This window comes from Bradyrhizobium sp. MOS001 (assembly GCF_004634465.1).
In the GTDB taxonomy this organism is placed as follows: domain Bacteria; phylum Pseudomonadota; class Alphaproteobacteria; order Rhizobiales; family Xanthobacteraceae; genus Bradyrhizobium; species Bradyrhizobium barranii.
This window is the reverse complement of the sequence record NZ_SPVJ01000029.1, coordinates 1-17,358: the sequence shown is the minus strand read 5'-3', so window position 1 is coordinate 17,358 and position 17,358 is coordinate 1. Positions and strand designations below refer to the sequence as shown.

Genomic DNA, 17,358 nt, shown 5'->3' with positions numbered 1-17,358 from the left:
CCTTCAGCCCTGGCGGCGCAGGAAGCCTGTGATCGTGACTTTCTCCCAGATGCCGGCTGCGGCGAAGGGATCGGCGCGGTTGAAGGCTTCGACCTCGGCGCGGCCGGGCGCTTCGATTAGGAACAGGCTGCCGATCATGGTCGCGCCGTCGTCGGAGACCAGCGGCCCAGACATCACGATCTTGACGCCGAAGCGCGATGTGTCGCTCAGAAAGGCCTTGTGGGCGTCGTAATTGGCGAGCCGGGTCGGCAGCGCGCCGGCGCGGTCGAGGGCGTGAATGGCGAACAGCATGATGTCTCCGTTGACGTGTCGTTTTTCTTGTGACGATTCTTGGGACGGCCGCGAAGGCGGCCGTCCGTGCTTGTGATGAGCGGTTGGGCTATTTGGCGCCGAGCTTGCCGGCGTCCTCGAAGGTCGGGCAGGTCCGTTGCTCCAGCGGTACGTCGAACGGCTGGTAATTGTCCTTGGTGATGACGGTCGGCTTCAGCACGATCTCGGAAATGACAGGCTGGTTGCGCAAGCTGCGGATCGCCATCATGGTGCCGAGACACCCTTGCGCAAATCCGTTGTAGTCGCCGCTGGCGAGCAGCTTGCCGGACTTGATCGCGTCGATCGCCTCCTTGGTGCCGTTGATGCCGATCACCTGGGCCTTGCGGTTCGCGCCGTCGAGCGCCTCGATCGCGCCGACCGCCATGGCGTCGTTGGCCGCCAGCACGCCGTCGATCTGCGGGTTCGACTGCATCAGGTTCTCCATGACCTGGAGCGCCTGCAGCCGCTGGTAGTTGCCGGGCTGCGAGGCCAGCAGCTTGGCGCCCGAATTCTCCTTCAGCGCGTCGTTGAAGCCGCGGACGCGATCGACATTGGTCAGCGAGCCCTTGACGCCCTCGATGATGACGATGTTGCCCTTGCCGCCCAGCGTCTTGAGCAGGAAGCGCGCGGTTTCGAGTCCGAGGCTGTAATCGTCGGCGCCGACGAAGGAGAGGAACTTGCCGCCGGCGGAGCGGTCGGTGATGTTGACGACGGGGATTTTCGCCTCGTTGATCTTCTCGACGCCCGGCACCATCGCCTTGTAGTCGACCGGCGTGAACACGATCGCGCTCGGCTTCTTCACCACGACGTCCTCGATCTGGCTGAGCTGCTCGGGGATCGAGTCCGGCTTGGTCGGGATGTACTGCAGCGTCTTCGCGTTCAGCGCTTTCGCCATGTTGTCGGCACCGACCCGCACCGTCTGAAAGAACGGATTGGTCTGGTTCTTGGTGAACACGGCGATGGTCTCGCCGTCGGCGCGCGCCTGTGTCGTGAACGCGGCCGCCATCAGCAGCGGCAGCGCCAAATAACCCATTTTCTGTTTCATGTAGCCTCCATCCCTCATTTTGCTTGTTGGATTTCTAAGAGCTCATTGCGCGCGGCGGCGGGTCTTCATGTCGAGCCAGACCGCGAGAATGACGATGATGCCGGTGACGAGCGGCTGCCAGTTGGCGCTGACCGACAACAGGTTCATGCCGTTCAGCACCAGCGTCAGGATCAGCGCGCCGATGAAGGTTCCGAACACGGTGCCGACACCGCCGAACAGCGAGGTGCCGCCGATCAGCACGGCTGCGATCGCGGGCAGCGTCAGGCTTTCGCCGATGTCGGCTTCGGCGGAATTGAGCCGCGACAGGAAGATGATCGAGGCCAGTCCTGCCATGGTGCCGGATACCGCATAGACCAGCAGCAGGCGGCGCGCGACCGGGATGCCGGAGAGGCGGGCGGCGACCGGATTGGCGCCGATCGCATAGATCTCCTGGCCCCAGATCGTTCGCTGCGCAAACAGCGTCCCGATTCCAAGGAACACCAGCAGCAGGTAGACCGGGATCGGCAGGCCGAACAGATAGCCGCTGCCGATCTGGCGGAAGCCTGCCGGGAAGCCGTGCAGGGTTTCGCCCGCCATGTACCAGTAGGTGAGGCCGTTCAGCACCCAGAGCATGCCATAGGTGGCGATGAAGGAGGGGATGCGCAGAGCGGTGACCATGATGCCGTTGAGCAGGCCAACGATGCCGCCGCAGGCGAGCCCGGTGAGGATGCCGAGCGCCGGCGAACCGGTCTTGTGGATCACGGTGCCGGCGATGCAGGCCGACAGCGCGACATTGGCGCCGACGGAGAGATCGAGGCCGGCGGTGAGCACCACCAGCGTCAGGCCTGAGGCGATGAAGAAGGTCAGGCTCGCTTGTCTCAGCACGTTGAGGATGTTGCCGAGGCTCAGGAACGAGTCGCTGAGCACGGCAAGCACCGCGCAGATCAGCAGAGCTGCGAGCAGGCGGTAGAACACCTGGATTGCGTCCTGCGACAGGAACGAGCGGGGCGGCGAGAGGGCCTCTTTGGAGATGTCGGTCATGCGCGGCTCCGGAGGCCGTCGAGGAAGAGAGCGACGATGACGAGGACGCCGACGCTTGCGACCTGCACCGAGGAGGGCATCGAGATCAGGTTGAGCCCATTGCGAAGCACGCCGACCGCGATCACGCCGAGCAACGTGCCGAGCAGCCAGCCATTGCCGCGCTCGAACGAGGTACCGCCGACCGCGACCGCGGCGATGGCGTCGAATTCGAGACCGAGGCCGGCGGTCGGATGGCCGGAATTCATGCGCGCGGTCATCAGCAGGCCGGCAATGCCGGCCATGGCGCCGCCGATCGCGTAGACCGCGATCAGCAGCTTGTTCGGCGAGAGGCCGGCATAGCGCAGCGCCTCGCGGTTGCCGCCAAGCGCGAAGATGTAGGTGCCGAAGCGGGTATGGTAGAGCAGTCCGTGGAAGGCAGCATAGGTCACCAGCGCCATCACGATGGGCACTGGCACGCCCAGAAGCGTCGCCGAATAGATGTCGCGCACGCTGTGGGGAATGCCGACCACGCTCTGGCCGTCGCTGACGATCAGCGACAGGCCTTGTGCCATGCCGAGCGTGCCGAGCGTCGCGACGAAGGGCGGAATGCCGACGATGGCGACCAGCCAGCCGTTGGCGAAGCCGAAGGCCGCGCCGACGAGAAGCCCGGCGCCGAGGCCCAGCAGCATCGACTTGGTCGCGAGCGACACGATGGCGACGCAGAGCGAGGTCAGCGTCAGCACCGCGCCCATCGACAGGTCCAGCCCCTCGGTCATGATGATCAAGGTCATCGGCAGCGCCAGCATGGTCAGGATGGTCGACTGCACCAGTACGTTGGAGAGGTTGGCGACCGACAGGAATCCGGGCGCGATCGCGCTGAACAGGGCGATCAGCAGCACCAAGACGATGGCAACGCCGGGAATGCGTTGCAGCGGATTGGGTTGAGAGACGACCGCGGCTTCACGCATGATGCATCCCCAGTCGCACGATGTTCTCCTCGGTCAGTTCGTTGCGCTTCAGGTGCCCCGCGATGCGACCCTCCCGCATCACATAGGCACGGTCGCAGACATGGCAGATCTCGACCTGCTCGGACGAGATCATCAAGGCCGCCGCGCCTTCGGCGACCAGCCGGTCGATCAGCGCAAAGATCTCGGACTTGGCGCCGATGTCGATGCCGCGCGTCGGCTCGTCGAAGATGAAGAGCTTTGAGCCGGCCGCCAGCCATTTGCCGATCACGACCTTCTGCTGGTTGCCGCCCGAGAGCAGGCCGACAATCTGGCGCGCGCTTGGCGTTGCGATGCGGAGCTGCCGGATCAGGCCGTCGGAGGTGCGCTGCGCGCTGCGCTGGTCGAACAGGCCGCTCGGGAACAGTTTTCGCAGCGCGGACACCACCAGATTGTCGCTCACCGACCGCAGCAGGGCGAGGCCCTCGCTCTTGCGGCTCTCCGGGATCAGCGCGATGCCGCGGCGGGCGGCAAGATCAGGCTCGCCGGAGATGGCCTTGCCGTCGAAAATGATCTCGCCTGACGTCACGGCATCGGCGCCGAAGATGGCACGGGCGACCTCGCTGCGGCCGGAACCGACCAGGCCGCACAGGCCGACGATCTCGCCCCGGCGCACCTCGATGTTGATATCGGAGATACCGGTCGACGAGCTCAAGCCCTTGACCTCGAGCAGCAGTTCGCCGGGCTTGTCGGCAAAATTGCGCGGGTAGGTCATGTCCACGTTGCGGCCGACCATCATGCGGACGAGCTGGTCCGGCGTGACGTCGGCGGGGCGAACGCCGTCGATGCGGCGGCCGTCGCGCATCACCGTGATGCGGTCGCCGAGCGCGAACACCTCGGCCATGCGATGCGAGATATAGACGATGGACACGCCGTCGGCCTTCAGCCGCGCGATCAGGGCGAACAGCAGCTCGGTCTCGCGGTCGGACAGCGCCGCCGTCGGCTCGTCCATGACCAGGATGCGCGCGTTCTGGCTGATCGCCTTCGCGATCTCGACCATCTGCTGCTGCGCCACCCCCAGCTTGTCGACGGTGGTGGAGGGATCGATCTCGAACCCGATCGTGCCGAGCACGCGCCTGGCGTCGGCCAGAATCTTGCGGCGGTCGATGGTACCGGGAATGCGGCCCTTCGGCTCGCGGCCGAGGAAGATGTTCTGGGCGATATCGAGATGGGGGACCAGCGAGAATTCCTGGAAGATCACGGCGATGCCGAGCTTCTGCGCATCCGCGGTCGAAGAGATCGCGACCTTGTCGCCCTTGTAATAGAACTCGCCGGCATCAGCACGGTAGGCTCCGCACAGCACCTTCATCAGGCTCGACTTGCCGGCGCCGTTCTCCCCCAACAGCATATGGACTTCGCCGGGGAAGACGGCAAAGGAAACATCATCCAGCGCCTTGACGCCGGGAAACTCCTTGCTGATGCCGCGCAGCTCCAGCAGAGGCGCGGGTGAGGCGGGCTCGATAGCCAATGCGGCGCTGCTCATGCGTGCACTCCGCTCGCAAAAATCTTTCCGGGATTCATCAGTCCATCAGGATCGAGCGCGGTCTTGATCGATCGCATCACGTCGACGGCCTCGCCGAGCTCATCGGTGAGATATTCGATCTTGCCGAGCCCGATGCCGTGCTCGCCGGTGCAGGTGCCGTCCATCGCGATGGCGCGGGCGACCATGCGGGCCTGAAGCGCCTTGGCGCCCTCGGCCTCATCCGGCTTTGCCGGGTCGATCAGGATCAGCATGTGGAAATTGCCGTCGCCGACATGGCCGACGATCGGGGCGGTAAAACCGTGCTCGTCCGCGTCGCGCCTGGTCTCGGTCAGGCATTCCGCCAGCCGCGAGATGGGGACGCAGACATCGGTGATCACGGCGCGTGCGCCGGGCCGCAGGCCCAGGCCCGCATAGAGCGTGTTGTCGCGGGCGTGCCAGAGCCGGCTGCGGTCCTCCTGCGCCTTCGCCCAGGCAAAACCATGGCCGCCGTGGTCGGCGGCGATGGCTTGCGCGGCCTCGGCCTGCTCGGCAACGGAGCTCTCCGAGCCGTGGAATTCGAAGAACAGGGTGGGGGCCTCGCGATAGCCGAGCTTTGCGTAGGCGTTGATGCCGCGCATCATGACGTCGTCGAGCAGCTCGATGCGGGCCACGGGGATCGCGGACTGGATCACGGAGATCGCAGTGTCCACGGCATCGTGCAGGGTGTCGAAGCTGCAGACAGCGGCCGAGATCGCCTGCGGAACCGGGTGCACTTTCAAGGTGACTTCGGTGATGACGCCAAGCGTGCCTTCCGCGCCGACGAACATCCGCGTCAGGTCATAGCCGGCGGCCGATTTGCGTGCGCGCCTTGCGGTCCGGATCACGCGGCCGTCGGCCAGCACCACCTCCAGCGCCATGACGTTGTCCTTCATGGTGCCGTAGCGCACCGCCATGGTGCCGGAGGCACGCGTGGACGTCATGCCGCCGATCGAGGCGTCGGCGCCGGGGTCGATCGGAAAGAAAAGTCCGGTGCCGCGCAGCTCCGCATTGAGCTGCTTTCGCGTGATGCCGGGCTGCACGACGACGTCCATGTCGCTGTCATGCACCGTCAGCACCTTGTTCATCCGGGCGAAGTCGAAGCAGACGCCACCCGCGACCGCGGCCGCATTGCCTTCGAGCGAGGTGCCCGCGCCGAACGGAACGATTGGCATGCCCGCACTGGCGCAGAGCTTGACGATCTCGGCGACCTCCTGCGTGGTTTCAGGGAAGACGACGATGTCCGGCGGCAAATTGCGATAATGCGATTCGCTCTGCCCGTGCTGATCGAGCACGCCGCGCGCGACGCTCGCGCGCGGGCCGATCATGCCGGTGAGGCGATCGGCCAATATGCTCGTGCTGACCCGCGGTCCCATCCTTAGCTCCCGTCTGCTCCCTGTTGCCGGACTCTTGTTGGTCCTTCGTCTAGCCTAGGCGGCTCTCGCGTTACTCGCGACCTGCTTCAGGCCGAAATCGTAATTGAGGTGGAAATAGTCGCGCTCCACCATGCGACCATCCGGCGCACGGCCAGCAGGATGACCAGTGAATTCGCGGATCAGGCTGTCCTTGACGCCGAACACCACGTCAGAGTCGAGATATTTGTCGCCGGCGACGAACACATGGGTCACCAGCTGCTCGAAACCGGGCGCCGAGATCATGAAATGGACATGGGCGGGACGCCAGGGATGGCGGCCCTGGACCTCCAGCATCTCGCCAACAGGGCCGTCATGCGGGATCGGATACGCCGCCGGCTTGATCGACCAGAAATGGAAGCGGCCATTGGCGTCGGTATGGAAGCGCGCGCGCATCGCGAGATCGCCGATGTCGTCGAGCTGCTGCACGTCGTAATAGCCGTCATCGTCGGAATGCCAGACATCGACGATGGCGCCCGCGAGCGGTTGTCCGTCGACGGTCGAGACCGAGCCGGTGACGAGCATGGGATCGCCTTCCATCGGCCCCGAGATATCCGCGCCGCTGTCCTTCTCCGGCGCGGCCTGGACGAAGAACGGGCCGAGCACCGTCGTCTCGGTCGCGCCTTCCGGCACCGGATGGTTGATCGCGTCGACCAGCATGGAGACGCCGAGCGTGTCGGACAGCAGGATGAACTCCTGGCGCTTGTCGTCGCACATGTGCCCGGTGCGGGTCAGGAAATCGATGCCGTATTCCCATTCCTTCTGGGTCGGGCGGACCTCGCGGACGAAGGCATGAAGGTGGCGCACCAGCGCTTCGCTGACCTCTTTGATGCGTGGATCGGTCGCGTCCTTGATCCGCTCCAGCACCGCGTCCGTGATCGTGGTCTCGTTGAAGTTACGCATAGGTGTCTCCGCGATCAGAGTTTGGGTTCGCCAAGCCCGGACAGACGTTCCAGGTGCTTGACGGTCGCGATGAAGTCGGTGTCGCCGTCGCCCTGCGCGACCAGCGAGCCATAGGTCTCACGCACCTGCGCGGCGAGCTGCAGCGGCACGCCCACGGCGTGGCCGGCGCCGAGGATGAGATCGAGATCCTTGGCCATCTGCTTGCACGAGAAAGTCGACTCGAAATCGCGTGTCCGCAGCGGTGCGGTCTTGTACTTCACCATCGGCGAGGCCACCGCGCTATCGTCGAGCACCTTCAAAATGTCCTGCCAGGCGATGCCGCCCTTGCGCGCCAGTGCCAGGCTCTCGGCCATCATCGCGGCCGACACCGCGATCATCAGATTGACCGAGAGCTTTGCGTAGCGCGCTTCCTCGGCCGGCCCGAGATAGGTCTGGGCGCGGGTGAAGGCGGCGAACAACGACTTGGCGTTGTCGAAGGCATCCTTCGGCCCGGAGACGAAGCAGGTCAGGGCGCCGGTATGAACGATGCTGGCGTTGCCGGAGACCGGCGAACGCAGATAGGCAATGCCGCGGGCTTGAGCCGCGGCCGCAACTTCAGTGGAGGCCTCGACGCTCACGGTGCTGGTCTCGATCAGAACAGATCCAGCCGCCATCGCGGCGATCAGACCAGCGGGGCCGAGCAGCGCGCCGCGCAAGGCGGCGTCATCGGGCAGGGACGTGATGACCGTGGCCTTTCCGCTCACGGCCTCGGCCGGCGAAGCCGCAATCGAAATGCCTTGCGCACGCGCCTCGTTGATCCGGGCTGCGCTCTGATCGAATGCGGTCACGGCGTAGCCGGCCTTGGCGACGAGCGCCGACATCGGCAGGCCCATCTTGCCGATCCCGATGAAAGCGACATTCCTTGAAGCGTCGGTCATTGATCTCATCCATCGGCGCCTTCAGGCGGCGCGTCCCTGTCGTTCGATATCCTGCACCAGCCGCCGGCCGGATTGGGCCAGCAGGTCCTTCTTCGTCTCCAGCCCCTCGACCAGCAGCCGGCCGTCCCGCTTCTTCCAGGTACCGCCGATCATGACGGCCTCGATATTGGCAAGGCTCGTCTGCATCACGACGGTCGCGACGGGATCGTGCACCGGGAAGAGGTTGAGATCGGATGCGTTGATGATGACGAGGTCGGCGAGCTTGCCCGGCGTCAGCGAGCCGATCTGGCCCTCGCGGCCGAGCATGCGGGCGCCTTCGGTCGTGATCCAGCGCAGCGCCTCGCGGACGGGGATCGTGGTGGTCGCCGGAATGGTGCCGCTCACTTGACGCGACTCCGCATTGTCGAGCGCCCGCTGCATCGACAGCGCGACGCGGGCGACGGAGAAGAGATCGCCGGCCAGCACGGATTCCAGGTCGATCCCGATGGTCGGGCGCACGCCGCGCTTGAGCAGCCGTCCGGTGATCGGAAAACCGTGGCCCTGGATCATCTCGTTCTCGGGCGTCACCGAGAAGGAGACGCCGAGATCGACCATCTTGTCGAGGAGATCGTCGGGCAGGTCGTTGCCATGGACGATGTTGATGCCGGCGCCGACGAGGCCGGCCTCGATCAGCTTCTCCCAGCCGCCGGGCGTCTTGGCCGGACCGCCGCCCTGATGCATCGAGGCGATCAGCTTGAGCTCGCGCGCCAGGCGGAAATCGTGCATGGCGACGTCGAGCGTCGAATAATGCGGACCCAGAATGGCAAGCCCGAGCGTGACGAGGCCGTCGCGATCGGCGAAGGGACCTGCCAGCAGCCGCTCGACTTCGCTGCGCGGATGCGGAATCTCGGAGAAATGCGGCTCGCCCGGTTTCGGCTCGGGCTTCGGCGAGCCATGGAAGAAGGCGGCGCGGATGCCGCTTTCGATCAGCCCGCGCACGGCAGCGTCGGTATGGTCAGGCGTCGGATTGTTGTGGCACCAATCGACCAGCGTGGTGGTGCCGCAATTGATCTGGTTCAGCGCTCCGACGAGGGTCGCAATGTGGATGTCGTCGGGCCGGAACACGGTCGCGAGCCCGGCATGCATGCGGCGGAAATATTCCAGCAGCGTCCAATTGGCGGCATAGCCGCGCAACGCGGTCTGCCAGGTGTGCATGTGCGCGTTGATCAGGCCGGGGATGACGATGCGCCCGGTGCCGTCCACGATCTCGGTCTCGGAAGCGCCGCTGCCGAGGTCGATCGATGGGCGCACGTCGACGATGCGGCTGCCCTCGACCAGCACATCGCCGGTGCTGAGGTCGCCAATCGCGTCATCCATGCTGATGATGACCGCGGATTTGATCAGCGTGCGCCGCATCGCTTCAGGCCGCCGCTTTGATGGTAACAGGCGGCTCGCCGGCCCAGGCGCGGGCTATCAACTCCCGGATGGCATTGCGCTCGAGCGGGCGCGGATTCCAGTAGGCGTTGGTGACGGCAAGATCAGCCGCCCTGTCGATGCCGCTCTCGGGCATGCCGATGTCGCGCAATGCCAGCTTCGCGCCCAGCCGCTTCGCGAGCTCGTAGAGCCCCTGGGACGCGTCGGCCGCGCCGATCGCGCGCGATATCCGCGCCATGGCATCGGGCACCGCCGGTGCGTTGTAGGCCAGCGCATGCGGCAGCACGATGGTGTGGGTCTCGGCGTGCGGCAGATCGAAGGTACCGCCGAGCGTGTGGCAGAGCTTGTGATGCAGCGCCATGCCGACCGTGCCGAGGCAGACGCCGCAGAGCCAGGCGCCGTAGAGTGCTTCGGTGCGAGCCTCGCGGTCATCGCTTTTGGCCGCAATGGCGGGGAGGGCGCGCGCGATCGCGCGGATGCCTTCTTCCGCCATCAGCGACGTCACGGGATTGGTGTCGCGCGCATAGAGCGCTTCAACGGCATGCGCGATCGCGTTGATGCCGGATGTTGCGGCGAGGCTCGCCGGCAGCGTCAGGGTGAGGTCGACGTCGTAGATCACGGTCTCCGGCAGCACGGCTGCGTCGCGCACCGTGGTCTTCAGGCCGTTCTCGGTCTGGCCGACGATTGGCGTCATCTCCGAGCCGGCATAGGTGGTGGGAATGCAGAGCTGGTTGACGCCTGTGCGCAAGGCCAGCGCCTTGCCGAGGCCGGTGGTCGAGCCGCCGCCGAGCGAGACAACGCAATCGGCCTCGCATGCCTTCATCGCCGCGAGCGCGCGCTCCGTGACCTCGACCGGCGTATGCATGGTCGCGCCGGGAAAGATGCCGGCGTAGAGCGGGCCGAGGGCGGCCCCCAAGCTCTTGCCTTGCGCCTCCTGCTGCGGCGTCGTCAGCACCAGCGCGCGCTTGCCGCCGAGCCGCTCGATCTCGGCCTTGGCCGAGGCCAGCGTTCCGCTGCCGAACACGACGCGGCAGGGCAGGTTTTCAAAGGTGAACGAACCGATCATGCGCCGGTCTCTTTGATGGGATAATCGACCTGGAAGCGTCCGATCCGCAAGTCGCCCAGCGCCTCGCGGACGCGCAAATGTTCGGGGTGGGTGGCATAGGCGGCGAGTGCGGCCTGGTTGGTGAATTCGGAGAACAGCACCACGTCGCAGGCGTAGTCAACATCGCTGACGTCGACGCCCACCTCGATGTGGGTGAGGCCGTCGATCCGGCCCCGCAGTCCCTCGAACAGGGTCTTGACCTTGGAACGGGCCGCGGAACGCTCCGCGGGGGTCTCCCCGCGTAGCCGCCACATCACGATGTGCCTGATCGGGCCCGACATTTCCCAGTTTCCTCACCTGCTATCTTGCTCGTGTTCTGGCCATTTTGACTTGCGGGATGTGGAAATAAAGGTCAATATTTGTAAGTCTCTTTTTCTAAAAGTGGAAAAATGGATCGCCTGCTGCAATTGGAGGTGTTCTCCAAGACGGCCGAGCTCGGCAGCCTGTCAAAAGCCGCCGAGGCCTTGCGCATGTCGAATGCGGCGGCGAGCCGCCATCTCAGCGCGCTCGAGGAGCGCCTTGCGGTCAGGCTGATCGAGCGCAACACACGCAGGCTGTGGTTGACGGAGGCGGGGCAGGAGCTGCTGGAGCGCTCCAGCCGGGTGCTGAGCGAACTGGCGGAGGCCGAGGACATCGTCAGCGATCGCGCGCTGTCGCCGCAGGGCACGCTGCGGGTCACGAGCTCGCTGTCTTTTGCGGTGATCTATCTGGCGCCGATGCTGCCTTCCTTCCGCGCGCGCTATCCGAAGCTCAACATGCAGATCACGACCGCCAACCGCTATCCCGATTTCATCGAGGCCGGCATCGACGTCGCGATCCGGACGCGCGAGCAGGAGCCGGATTCGAACATCATCGTCCGCCGCATCGGCCAGATGCGGCGCGTGCTCGCCGCCGCGCCCTCCTATCTCGCAAGCGCCGGCGAGCCGGAGCAGCCCGCCGATCTCGCGCGCCACAACATGCTGGTCTACAATCTCGCAAACGATCCCTATTCGTTGCGCCTGCGCAAAAGCCATGGCGCGCAGACCGTCCGCATCACGCCGACGCTCGACAGCAATGACGGCCAGGTCATTCGCGGCGCGGCGCTGGCAGGGCTCGGCATCCTCATCCAGCCGCTCTACATCGTTCAAAGCGATATCGCGGCGGGCCGTCTCGTCCCGGTGCTGGTGGATTGGGAGCTGCCACTGCTCACCATGAACATCGCCTACCAGAACCGCGCCGGGCTGCCCGCCAAGATCAGGGCTTTTTCCGACTTCCTCGTCACCCACATCCGCGAGCATTCGGAGCCGGGCATCTGGATGGACGCGGCGAAGTGAGCGGGTAGCAGCCATGTATCTCGGCATCGATCTCGGCACTTCGGCGGTCAAGACCGTTCTCGTCGACGGTGCCCAGCGCGTGATTGCGAGCGAGAGCCGGCCGTTGACGACCGCCTCGCCGCTATCAGGCTATTTCGAGCAGGATCCCGCGCAGTGGATCGATGCAACCTTCGCCACGCTGGATGCCTTGAAGGCGACGCATGCCGGCGCGTTGGCGGCCGTCGAAGGCATTGGACTGTCCGGGCAGATGCATGGCGCCACGCTGCTCGATGCGAGCTCGAGACCGTTGCGGCCCTGCATCCTCTGGAACGACGGACGCTCCGCCGCCGAGTGTCGTGTCCTGGAACGACGCTGGCCCGCCTTGCGTGCGACGTCGGGCAACAAGGCGATGCCGGGATTCACCGCGCCGAAGCTGCTCTGGATCGCGACGCACGAGCCCGAAATCTTTGCGGCGACGAAACTCGTTCTGCTGCCAAAGGCCTATCTGCGCCTGGTGCTGAGCGGCGAGGCCATCGAGGACGTCTCGGATGCATCGGGATCGCTGTGGCTCGACGCCGCGCGCCGGGACTGGTCGGACGCAGCACTGGCAGCGACCGGCCTGTCGCGCGATCACATGCCGCGTCTGGTCGAGGGATGCGCGCCCGCGACCACGCTGCGCGGCGAGCTGGCGCGGCGTTGGGGCATGACCGGACAGCCGGTGATCGCAGGCGGTGCCGGCGACAATCCGGCAGGCGCTGTCGGCATCGGCGCGATCAGGCCGGGAACCGCGTTCGTGTCGCTGGGAACCTCGGGGGCCTTGCTGGCACCGACCAGCAGAATCGCTGCCAACCCGGACCGCGCGGTGCATACGTTCTGCCACGCCATTCCCGACATGTGGATTCAGGCCGGCGCGATCCTCTCGGCCGCATCCTGCCTGGCCTGGATCGCGCGCCTGTTCGGCGCCACCGAGGCCGAGTTGCTGGCGCCGCTTGGATTGCGCCCGCAGGCACCGTCGCCTGTGAGCTTCCTGCCTTATCTGGCGGGTGAGCGGACACCGCACGACGATCCCGCCGTGCGCGGCATGCTGAATGGTTTGAGCCATGGCACCGATCGCGGGTCGATCGTGCAGGCGGTGCTCGAGGGCGTTGCCTTCGCGCTTGCCGATTGCCGCGACGCGCTCGCGGATGCCGGCATTGCGATGACGGAAGCCGACGCCATTGGCGGTGGTTCACGGTCCGGGTTCTGGCTCTCGGTGCTGGCAAACGTGCTGAATGTTCCGGTCCATCGCTTTGCCGGAGGCGAGACCGGCGCGGCGTTCGGTGCGGCGAGATTGGGGCGGCTTGCTGTCACCGGTGAGGCGATCGCCGCCGTGTGCACGCGGCCGCAACGCATTGAGACGTTCGAGCCCGACGCAAGACTGGTCGATGCCTATGCCGAGCGGCTTCCCGCCTGGCGCGAACTGTATCGGCCGCGCCACTAGCACCGCCTCGACGTTGCATTCCCGTCTGTTCGGTATTGCTCTGTGCCGCAGCCTTTTGTTTAATGCGTGAACCGCGCTGACAAAATCATTGAGACGCGGGTAGGAAACGCATTGTGCGTCGGGAGGCACGATGAACGATCCGATCCTGGAGATGCGTGGGGTCTCAAAATCCTTCTTTGGCATCAAGGCGCTGCGTTCCGTCGATCTCACCGTCTATGCCGGCGAAATTCATGCCCTGATGGGTGAGAACGGCGCCGGAAAGTCGACGCTGATGAAGATCTTGTCCGGCGCCTACAGGCCCGATCCCGGCGGCGAGATCCGCATTGAAGGAAGCCCGGTACGGATCGAAGGTCCGCTCGGGGGGCGCGCGGCGGGCATCTCCATCATCTACCAGGAGCTGTCGTTGGCTCCCAATCTCAGTGTTGCCGAGAATATCTATCTCGGCCGGGAGCTGTCGCGAGCAGGCTTGCTGGCACGCGGCGCCATGCGCGAGGGCGTCGGCCCCATCCTGAAACGGCTGGGCGCGGACTTCCTGCCGTCGACGCTGGTGGCGCACCTCTCCATGGGCCAGCGGCAACTGGTCGAGATCGCGCGTGCGCTGCACGTCAGATCAAAAATCCTGATCATGGACGAGCCGACCACCGCGTTGTCGGCCGGCGAGAGCGCGCGGCTGTTCGCGCTGATCCGCCAGCTTCGCGCCGAGGGGCTTGCCATCATCTACATCTCGCATCGCATGGACGAGGTCTACGCGCTCGGCGACCGCGTCACCGTGCTGCGCGACGGCCGGCTGGTCGGGGCGCTCGACAAGCAGGACATCCGCGCCGACACCATCGTTCGGCTAATGGTCGGGCGTGACGTCTCCTCGTTCTACAAGAAGGATCATGATCCGGAGGCGGGGCGGGGGCATCCCGTGCTCGCAGCGATCGACATGGCCGATGGCCGGCGCGTCAAGGGCTGCTCGCTGACCGTGCATGCGGGCGAGGTGGTCGGCCTCGCCGGCCTGATCGGCGCGGGTCGCACCGAGCTTGCGCATCTCATCATTGGCGCGGCGCCCAGGACCTCCGGCCGTGTCGAGCTGGAAGGACGCCCGGTCGATATCCGCACGCCGGGTGAGGCGCTCGACATCGGCGTCGCCTATCTGACCGAGGACCGCAAGGCGCTCGGCCTGTTCCTGGACATGTCATGCCTGGACAACATCAACCTCGCGGTGCTCGGCCGGGATGCCCGGATCGGTTACATCCTCGACCGCGACAAGGCCCGCGACCGTGCCAACAGGGCGTTCGCAGCGCTCGGCATTCGTGCCGCCGATATCAACGTCACCGTCGGCGCATTGTCCGGCGGCAACCAGCAGAAGGTGCTGCTGTCGCGCCTGCTTGCGACCACGCCAAAGGTCCTTATCCTCGATGAGCCGACGCGCGGCGTGGATGTCGGCGCCAAGTCCGAGATCTATTCGATCATCGACAATCTTGCCAAATCCGGCACCGCGATCCTCGTCATCTCGTCCGATCTGCCCGAGATCATCGGCATCTGCGACCGCGTGGTCGTCATGCGGGCGGGGCATATCGCCGGTGAAATCGAGCGTGGCGCGACGTCGCCCCTGAACCAGGAAGACATCATGGCGCTCGCCACGGGGATGGAGCAACTCGATGCATGACGGCTCTCCAAAAACGGACACCGCCGCCGCCGCGGGCCTCGCGGCCGCGCAGGAGACGAAGCGTCAGCGTATAAGGCTTCTGATCCGCGCCGCCGGTATGCTGCCGGTGTTGTTGATCTTGTGCGGCGGCTTCCATTTTCTGTCGGAGGGCCGCTTCTTCACCGGACAGAATCTCGGCATCGTGTTGCAGCAGGCCGCAGTGAACACCGTGCTCGCCGCAGGCATGACTTTCGTCATCCTCACCGGCGGCATCGACCTCTCGGTCGGCTCGATCCTGGCGGCGTCCGCGATGGCCGGGTTGACGCTCTCCAAGCTGCCGGAGCTCGGGATGCTGTGGCTGCCGGCCGCGCTGCTCACCGGCCTCGGCTTCGGCGTCATCAACGGCGCGCTGATTGCACTCCTCCGCCTGCCGCCTTTCATCGTCACGCTCGGCTCTCTCACCGCCGTACGCGGCCTGGCGCGACTGCTCGGGGCCGACACCACCGTCTTCAATCCTTCCATTCCCTACGCCTTCATCGGCAATGGCTCGCTGACGCTCGTTCCCGGCGTCGCGTCGATCCCGTGGCTCTCGGTGATCGCCTTGCTCGTCATCCTCGTCTCGTGGCTGGTGCTGCGCCGGACGGTGCTCGGCGTGCACATCTATGCGGTGGGCGGCAATGAAAGCGCGGCGCGGCTTGCCGGCATCAAGGTCTGGACCGTGCTGATCTTCGTCTACGGCATCTCGGGACTCTTCGCCGGGCTCGGCGGCGCCATGCAGGCGGCGCGGCTCTATGCGGCCAACGGTCTCCAGCTCGGTCAGTCCTATGAGCTCGATGCGATCACCGCCGTGATCCTGGGCGGCACCTCGTTCGTCGGCGGCATCGGCTCGATCTGGGGCACGCTGGTCGGCGCGCTGATCATCGCCGTCCTGTCGAACGGCCTGATCCTCGTCGGCGTCTCGGACATCTGGCAATATGTGATCAAGGGCCTGGTGATCATCGGCGCCGTGGCGCTGGACCGCTACCGGCTGCAGGGCTCCGCCAGAACCTGAATGGGTTCGGCGCGCACCTGAGTGCGCATGGTGTGATGCGAATTTCCGCTGCGGCAACTGGTCTGCCGTGCCGGATAAGAATACAGACCAGGGAGGAAGCCAATGTTGAAGACGATCACGCTCGCCGGCGCCGCGATGGCGCTTGCCCTAAGCACCGCGCCATCCTTCGCCAAGGAACTCAAGTCGATCGGCGTCTCGCTGGGGTCGATGGGTAATCCGTTCTTCGTCGCGCTGTCGAAGGGCGCCGAGTTCGAGGCCAGGAAGACCAATCCCAATGTGAAGATCACGACGGTCGGCTTCGAATACGACCTCGGCAAGCAGGTTACCCAGATCGACAATTTCATTGCCGCCGGCGTCGACCTGATCCTGTTGAACCCCGGCGATCCCAAGGCGATCGGGCCGGCGATCAAGAAGGCGCAGGCGGCGGGCATCGTGGTCGTCGCGGTCGACACCGCGGCCGAAGGCGCCGACGCCACCATAACCACGAACAACGTGCAGGCCGGTGAGATCTCATGCCAGTACATCGTCGACAAGCTGGGGGGCAAGGGCGACGTCATCATCGAGAACGGGCCGCAGGTCTCGGCCGTGATCGACCGCGTCGTCGGCTGCAAGAACGTTCTCTCGAAGAATCCCGGGATCAAGGTGTTGTCCAGCGACCAGGACGGCAAAGGCTCGCGTGAAGGCGGTCTCACCATCGCGCAGGGCTATCTGACGCGCTTTTCCAAGATCGACGCCATCTTCGCTATCAACGATCCGCAGGCGATCGGCACCGATCTCGCGGCGCGCCAGCAAGGCCGCAGCGGCATTGTCATCACCGCGGTCGATGGCGCGCCCGACATCGAGGCCGCGCTGAAGGATCCGGCGGCGCCGCAGGTCCAGGCGTCCGCTTCGCAGGACCCGTTCTTCATGGCGCGGCGCGCGGTGCAGGTGGGCGTCGGCATTCTCAATGGCCAGAAGCCGGCCTCGACCGTCGAGCTCCTGCCCTCGAAGCTCGTGACCCGGGACAACGTCGCCGAGTACAAGGGCTGGACCTCGGATCGTTCTCAGTAGAACGCCGCCTGCTGCGGGAGCGGTCGGAACACGAGATGACGGGCGGCGTTGTGATCCACGCCGTCCGTCGTGCCACGCGCTAAAGCGGGATGGGGTTAGGTTGAATCGATTTGGGATTCCCAAATCGGTGTGTTTCTGATTCACCATTCTGGCTGGGTTGGAGGCCAGCATGGATGGGCAAGCCTTATTCTCTGGATCTTCGCAAGCGTGTCGTGTCCGCGATCGAGGGCGGGATGTCCCGCAATCA

At 65.6% G+C, this 17,358-nt stretch carries 16 protein-coding genes; 5 read left to right on the top strand and 11 right to left on the bottom strand.

Going from position 1 to position 17,358, the window contains the following annotated elements; genetic code table 11:
• Positions 1–3 precede the first annotated feature (3 nt).
• From CT676_RS28250 to CT676_RS28200, 11 genes are all read right to left on the bottom strand, one after another.
• Positions 4–291: a YciI family protein gene (locus CT676_RS28250; protein WP_085403158.1), complete on the bottom strand. Its 288-nt coding sequence runs from the start codon at positions 289–291 to the stop codon at positions 4–6.
• Positions 292–379: 88 nt separating this feature from the next.
• Positions 380–1,354 carry a sugar ABC transporter substrate-binding protein gene (locus CT676_RS28245; protein WP_071915426.1) on the bottom strand — a complete coding sequence of 325 codons (975 nt, stop codon included), beginning with the start codon at positions 1,352–1,354 and terminating at the stop codon, positions 380–382.
• Positions 1,355–1,396: 42 nt separating this feature from the next.
• A complete protein-coding gene (locus CT676_RS28240) occupies positions 1,397–2,374 on the bottom strand; it encodes an ABC transporter permease (RefSeq protein ID WP_014496503.1) in 978 nt (325 codons plus the stop codon).
• Positions 2,371–3,321: an ABC transporter permease gene (locus tag CT676_RS28235; RefSeq protein WP_063984397.1), complete on the bottom strand. Its 951-nt coding sequence runs from the start codon at positions 3,319–3,321 to the stop codon at positions 2,371–2,373. The genes CT676_RS28240 and CT676_RS28235 overlap by 4 nt, the downstream gene beginning before the upstream one ends.
• Positions 3,314–4,840: a sugar ABC transporter ATP-binding protein gene (locus CT676_RS28230; protein WP_135215848.1), complete on the bottom strand. Its 1,527-nt coding sequence runs from the start codon at positions 4,838–4,840 to the stop codon at positions 3,314–3,316. The genes CT676_RS28235 and CT676_RS28230 overlap by 8 nt, the downstream gene beginning before the upstream one ends.
• Complete coding sequence (locus tag CT676_RS28225; RefSeq protein ID WP_135215847.1) at positions 4,837–6,231, bottom strand: FAD-linked oxidase C-terminal domain-containing protein; 1,395 nt, start codon at positions 6,229–6,231, stop codon at positions 4,837–4,839. The genes CT676_RS28230 and CT676_RS28225 overlap by 4 nt, the downstream gene beginning before the upstream one ends.
• Positions 6,232–6,285: 54 nt before the next feature.
• Positions 6,286–7,170, bottom strand: coding sequence for an intradiol ring-cleavage dioxygenase (locus tag CT676_RS28220; protein ID WP_028155718.1), 885 nt, complete (start codon positions 7,168–7,170; stop codon positions 6,286–6,288).
• A gap of 14 nt (positions 7,171–7,184) precedes the next feature.
• Positions 7,185–8,087, bottom strand: coding sequence for an NAD(P)-dependent oxidoreductase (locus tag CT676_RS28215; protein WP_135215846.1), 903 nt, complete (start codon positions 8,085–8,087; stop codon positions 7,185–7,187).
• Between the two features lie 21 nt (positions 8,088–8,108).
• Entirely contained in the window at positions 8,109–9,482 is a 1,374-nt protein-coding gene (locus CT676_RS28210; protein WP_135215845.1) for an amidohydrolase family protein, read from the bottom strand.
• Positions 9,483–9,486: 4 nt separating this feature from the next.
• Positions 9,487–10,566, bottom strand: a complete 1,080-nt coding sequence (locus CT676_RS28205) for a maleylacetate reductase (RefSeq protein WP_135215844.1) — start codon at positions 10,564–10,566, stop codon at positions 9,487–9,489.
• Entirely contained in the window at positions 10,563–10,886 is a 324-nt protein-coding gene (locus CT676_RS28200; protein WP_135215843.1) for a Dabb family protein, read from the bottom strand. Before CT676_RS28200 ends, CT676_RS28205 begins: the two co-directional genes overlap by 4 nt.
• Before the next feature lie 108 nt (positions 10,887–10,994).
• On the opposite strand from CT676_RS28200, the gene CT676_RS28195 reads away from it, so the two are divergent.
• The 5 genes from CT676_RS28195 (at position 10,995) to CT676_RS28175 (ending at position 17,111) form a co-directional block, all read left to right on the top strand.
• Entirely contained in the window at positions 10,995–11,918 is a 924-nt protein-coding gene (locus CT676_RS28195; RefSeq protein ID WP_135215842.1) for a LysR family transcriptional regulator, read from the top strand.
• A 13-nt stretch (positions 11,919–11,931) separates the two neighbouring features.
• Positions 11,932–13,377, top strand: a complete 1,446-nt coding sequence (gene xylB, locus CT676_RS28190; protein ID WP_135215841.1) for a xylulokinase — start codon at positions 11,932–11,934, stop codon at positions 13,375–13,377.
• Positions 13,378–13,507: 130 nt separating this feature from the next.
• Entirely contained in the window at positions 13,508–15,031 is a 1,524-nt protein-coding gene (locus CT676_RS28185) for a sugar ABC transporter ATP-binding protein (protein ID WP_028155725.1), read from the top strand.
• On the top strand, positions 15,024–16,061 hold the full coding sequence (locus CT676_RS28180) for a ribose ABC transporter permease (RefSeq protein WP_135215840.1): 1,038 nt from the start codon (positions 15,024–15,026) through the stop codon (positions 16,059–16,061). The genes CT676_RS28185 and CT676_RS28180 overlap by 8 nt, the downstream gene beginning before the upstream one ends.
• 102 nt (positions 16,062–16,163) lie before the next feature.
• A complete protein-coding gene (locus CT676_RS28175) occupies positions 16,164–17,111 on the top strand; it encodes an ABC transporter substrate-binding protein (protein ID WP_135215839.1) in 948 nt (315 codons plus the stop codon).
• Positions 17,112–17,358: the final 247 nt, after the last annotated feature.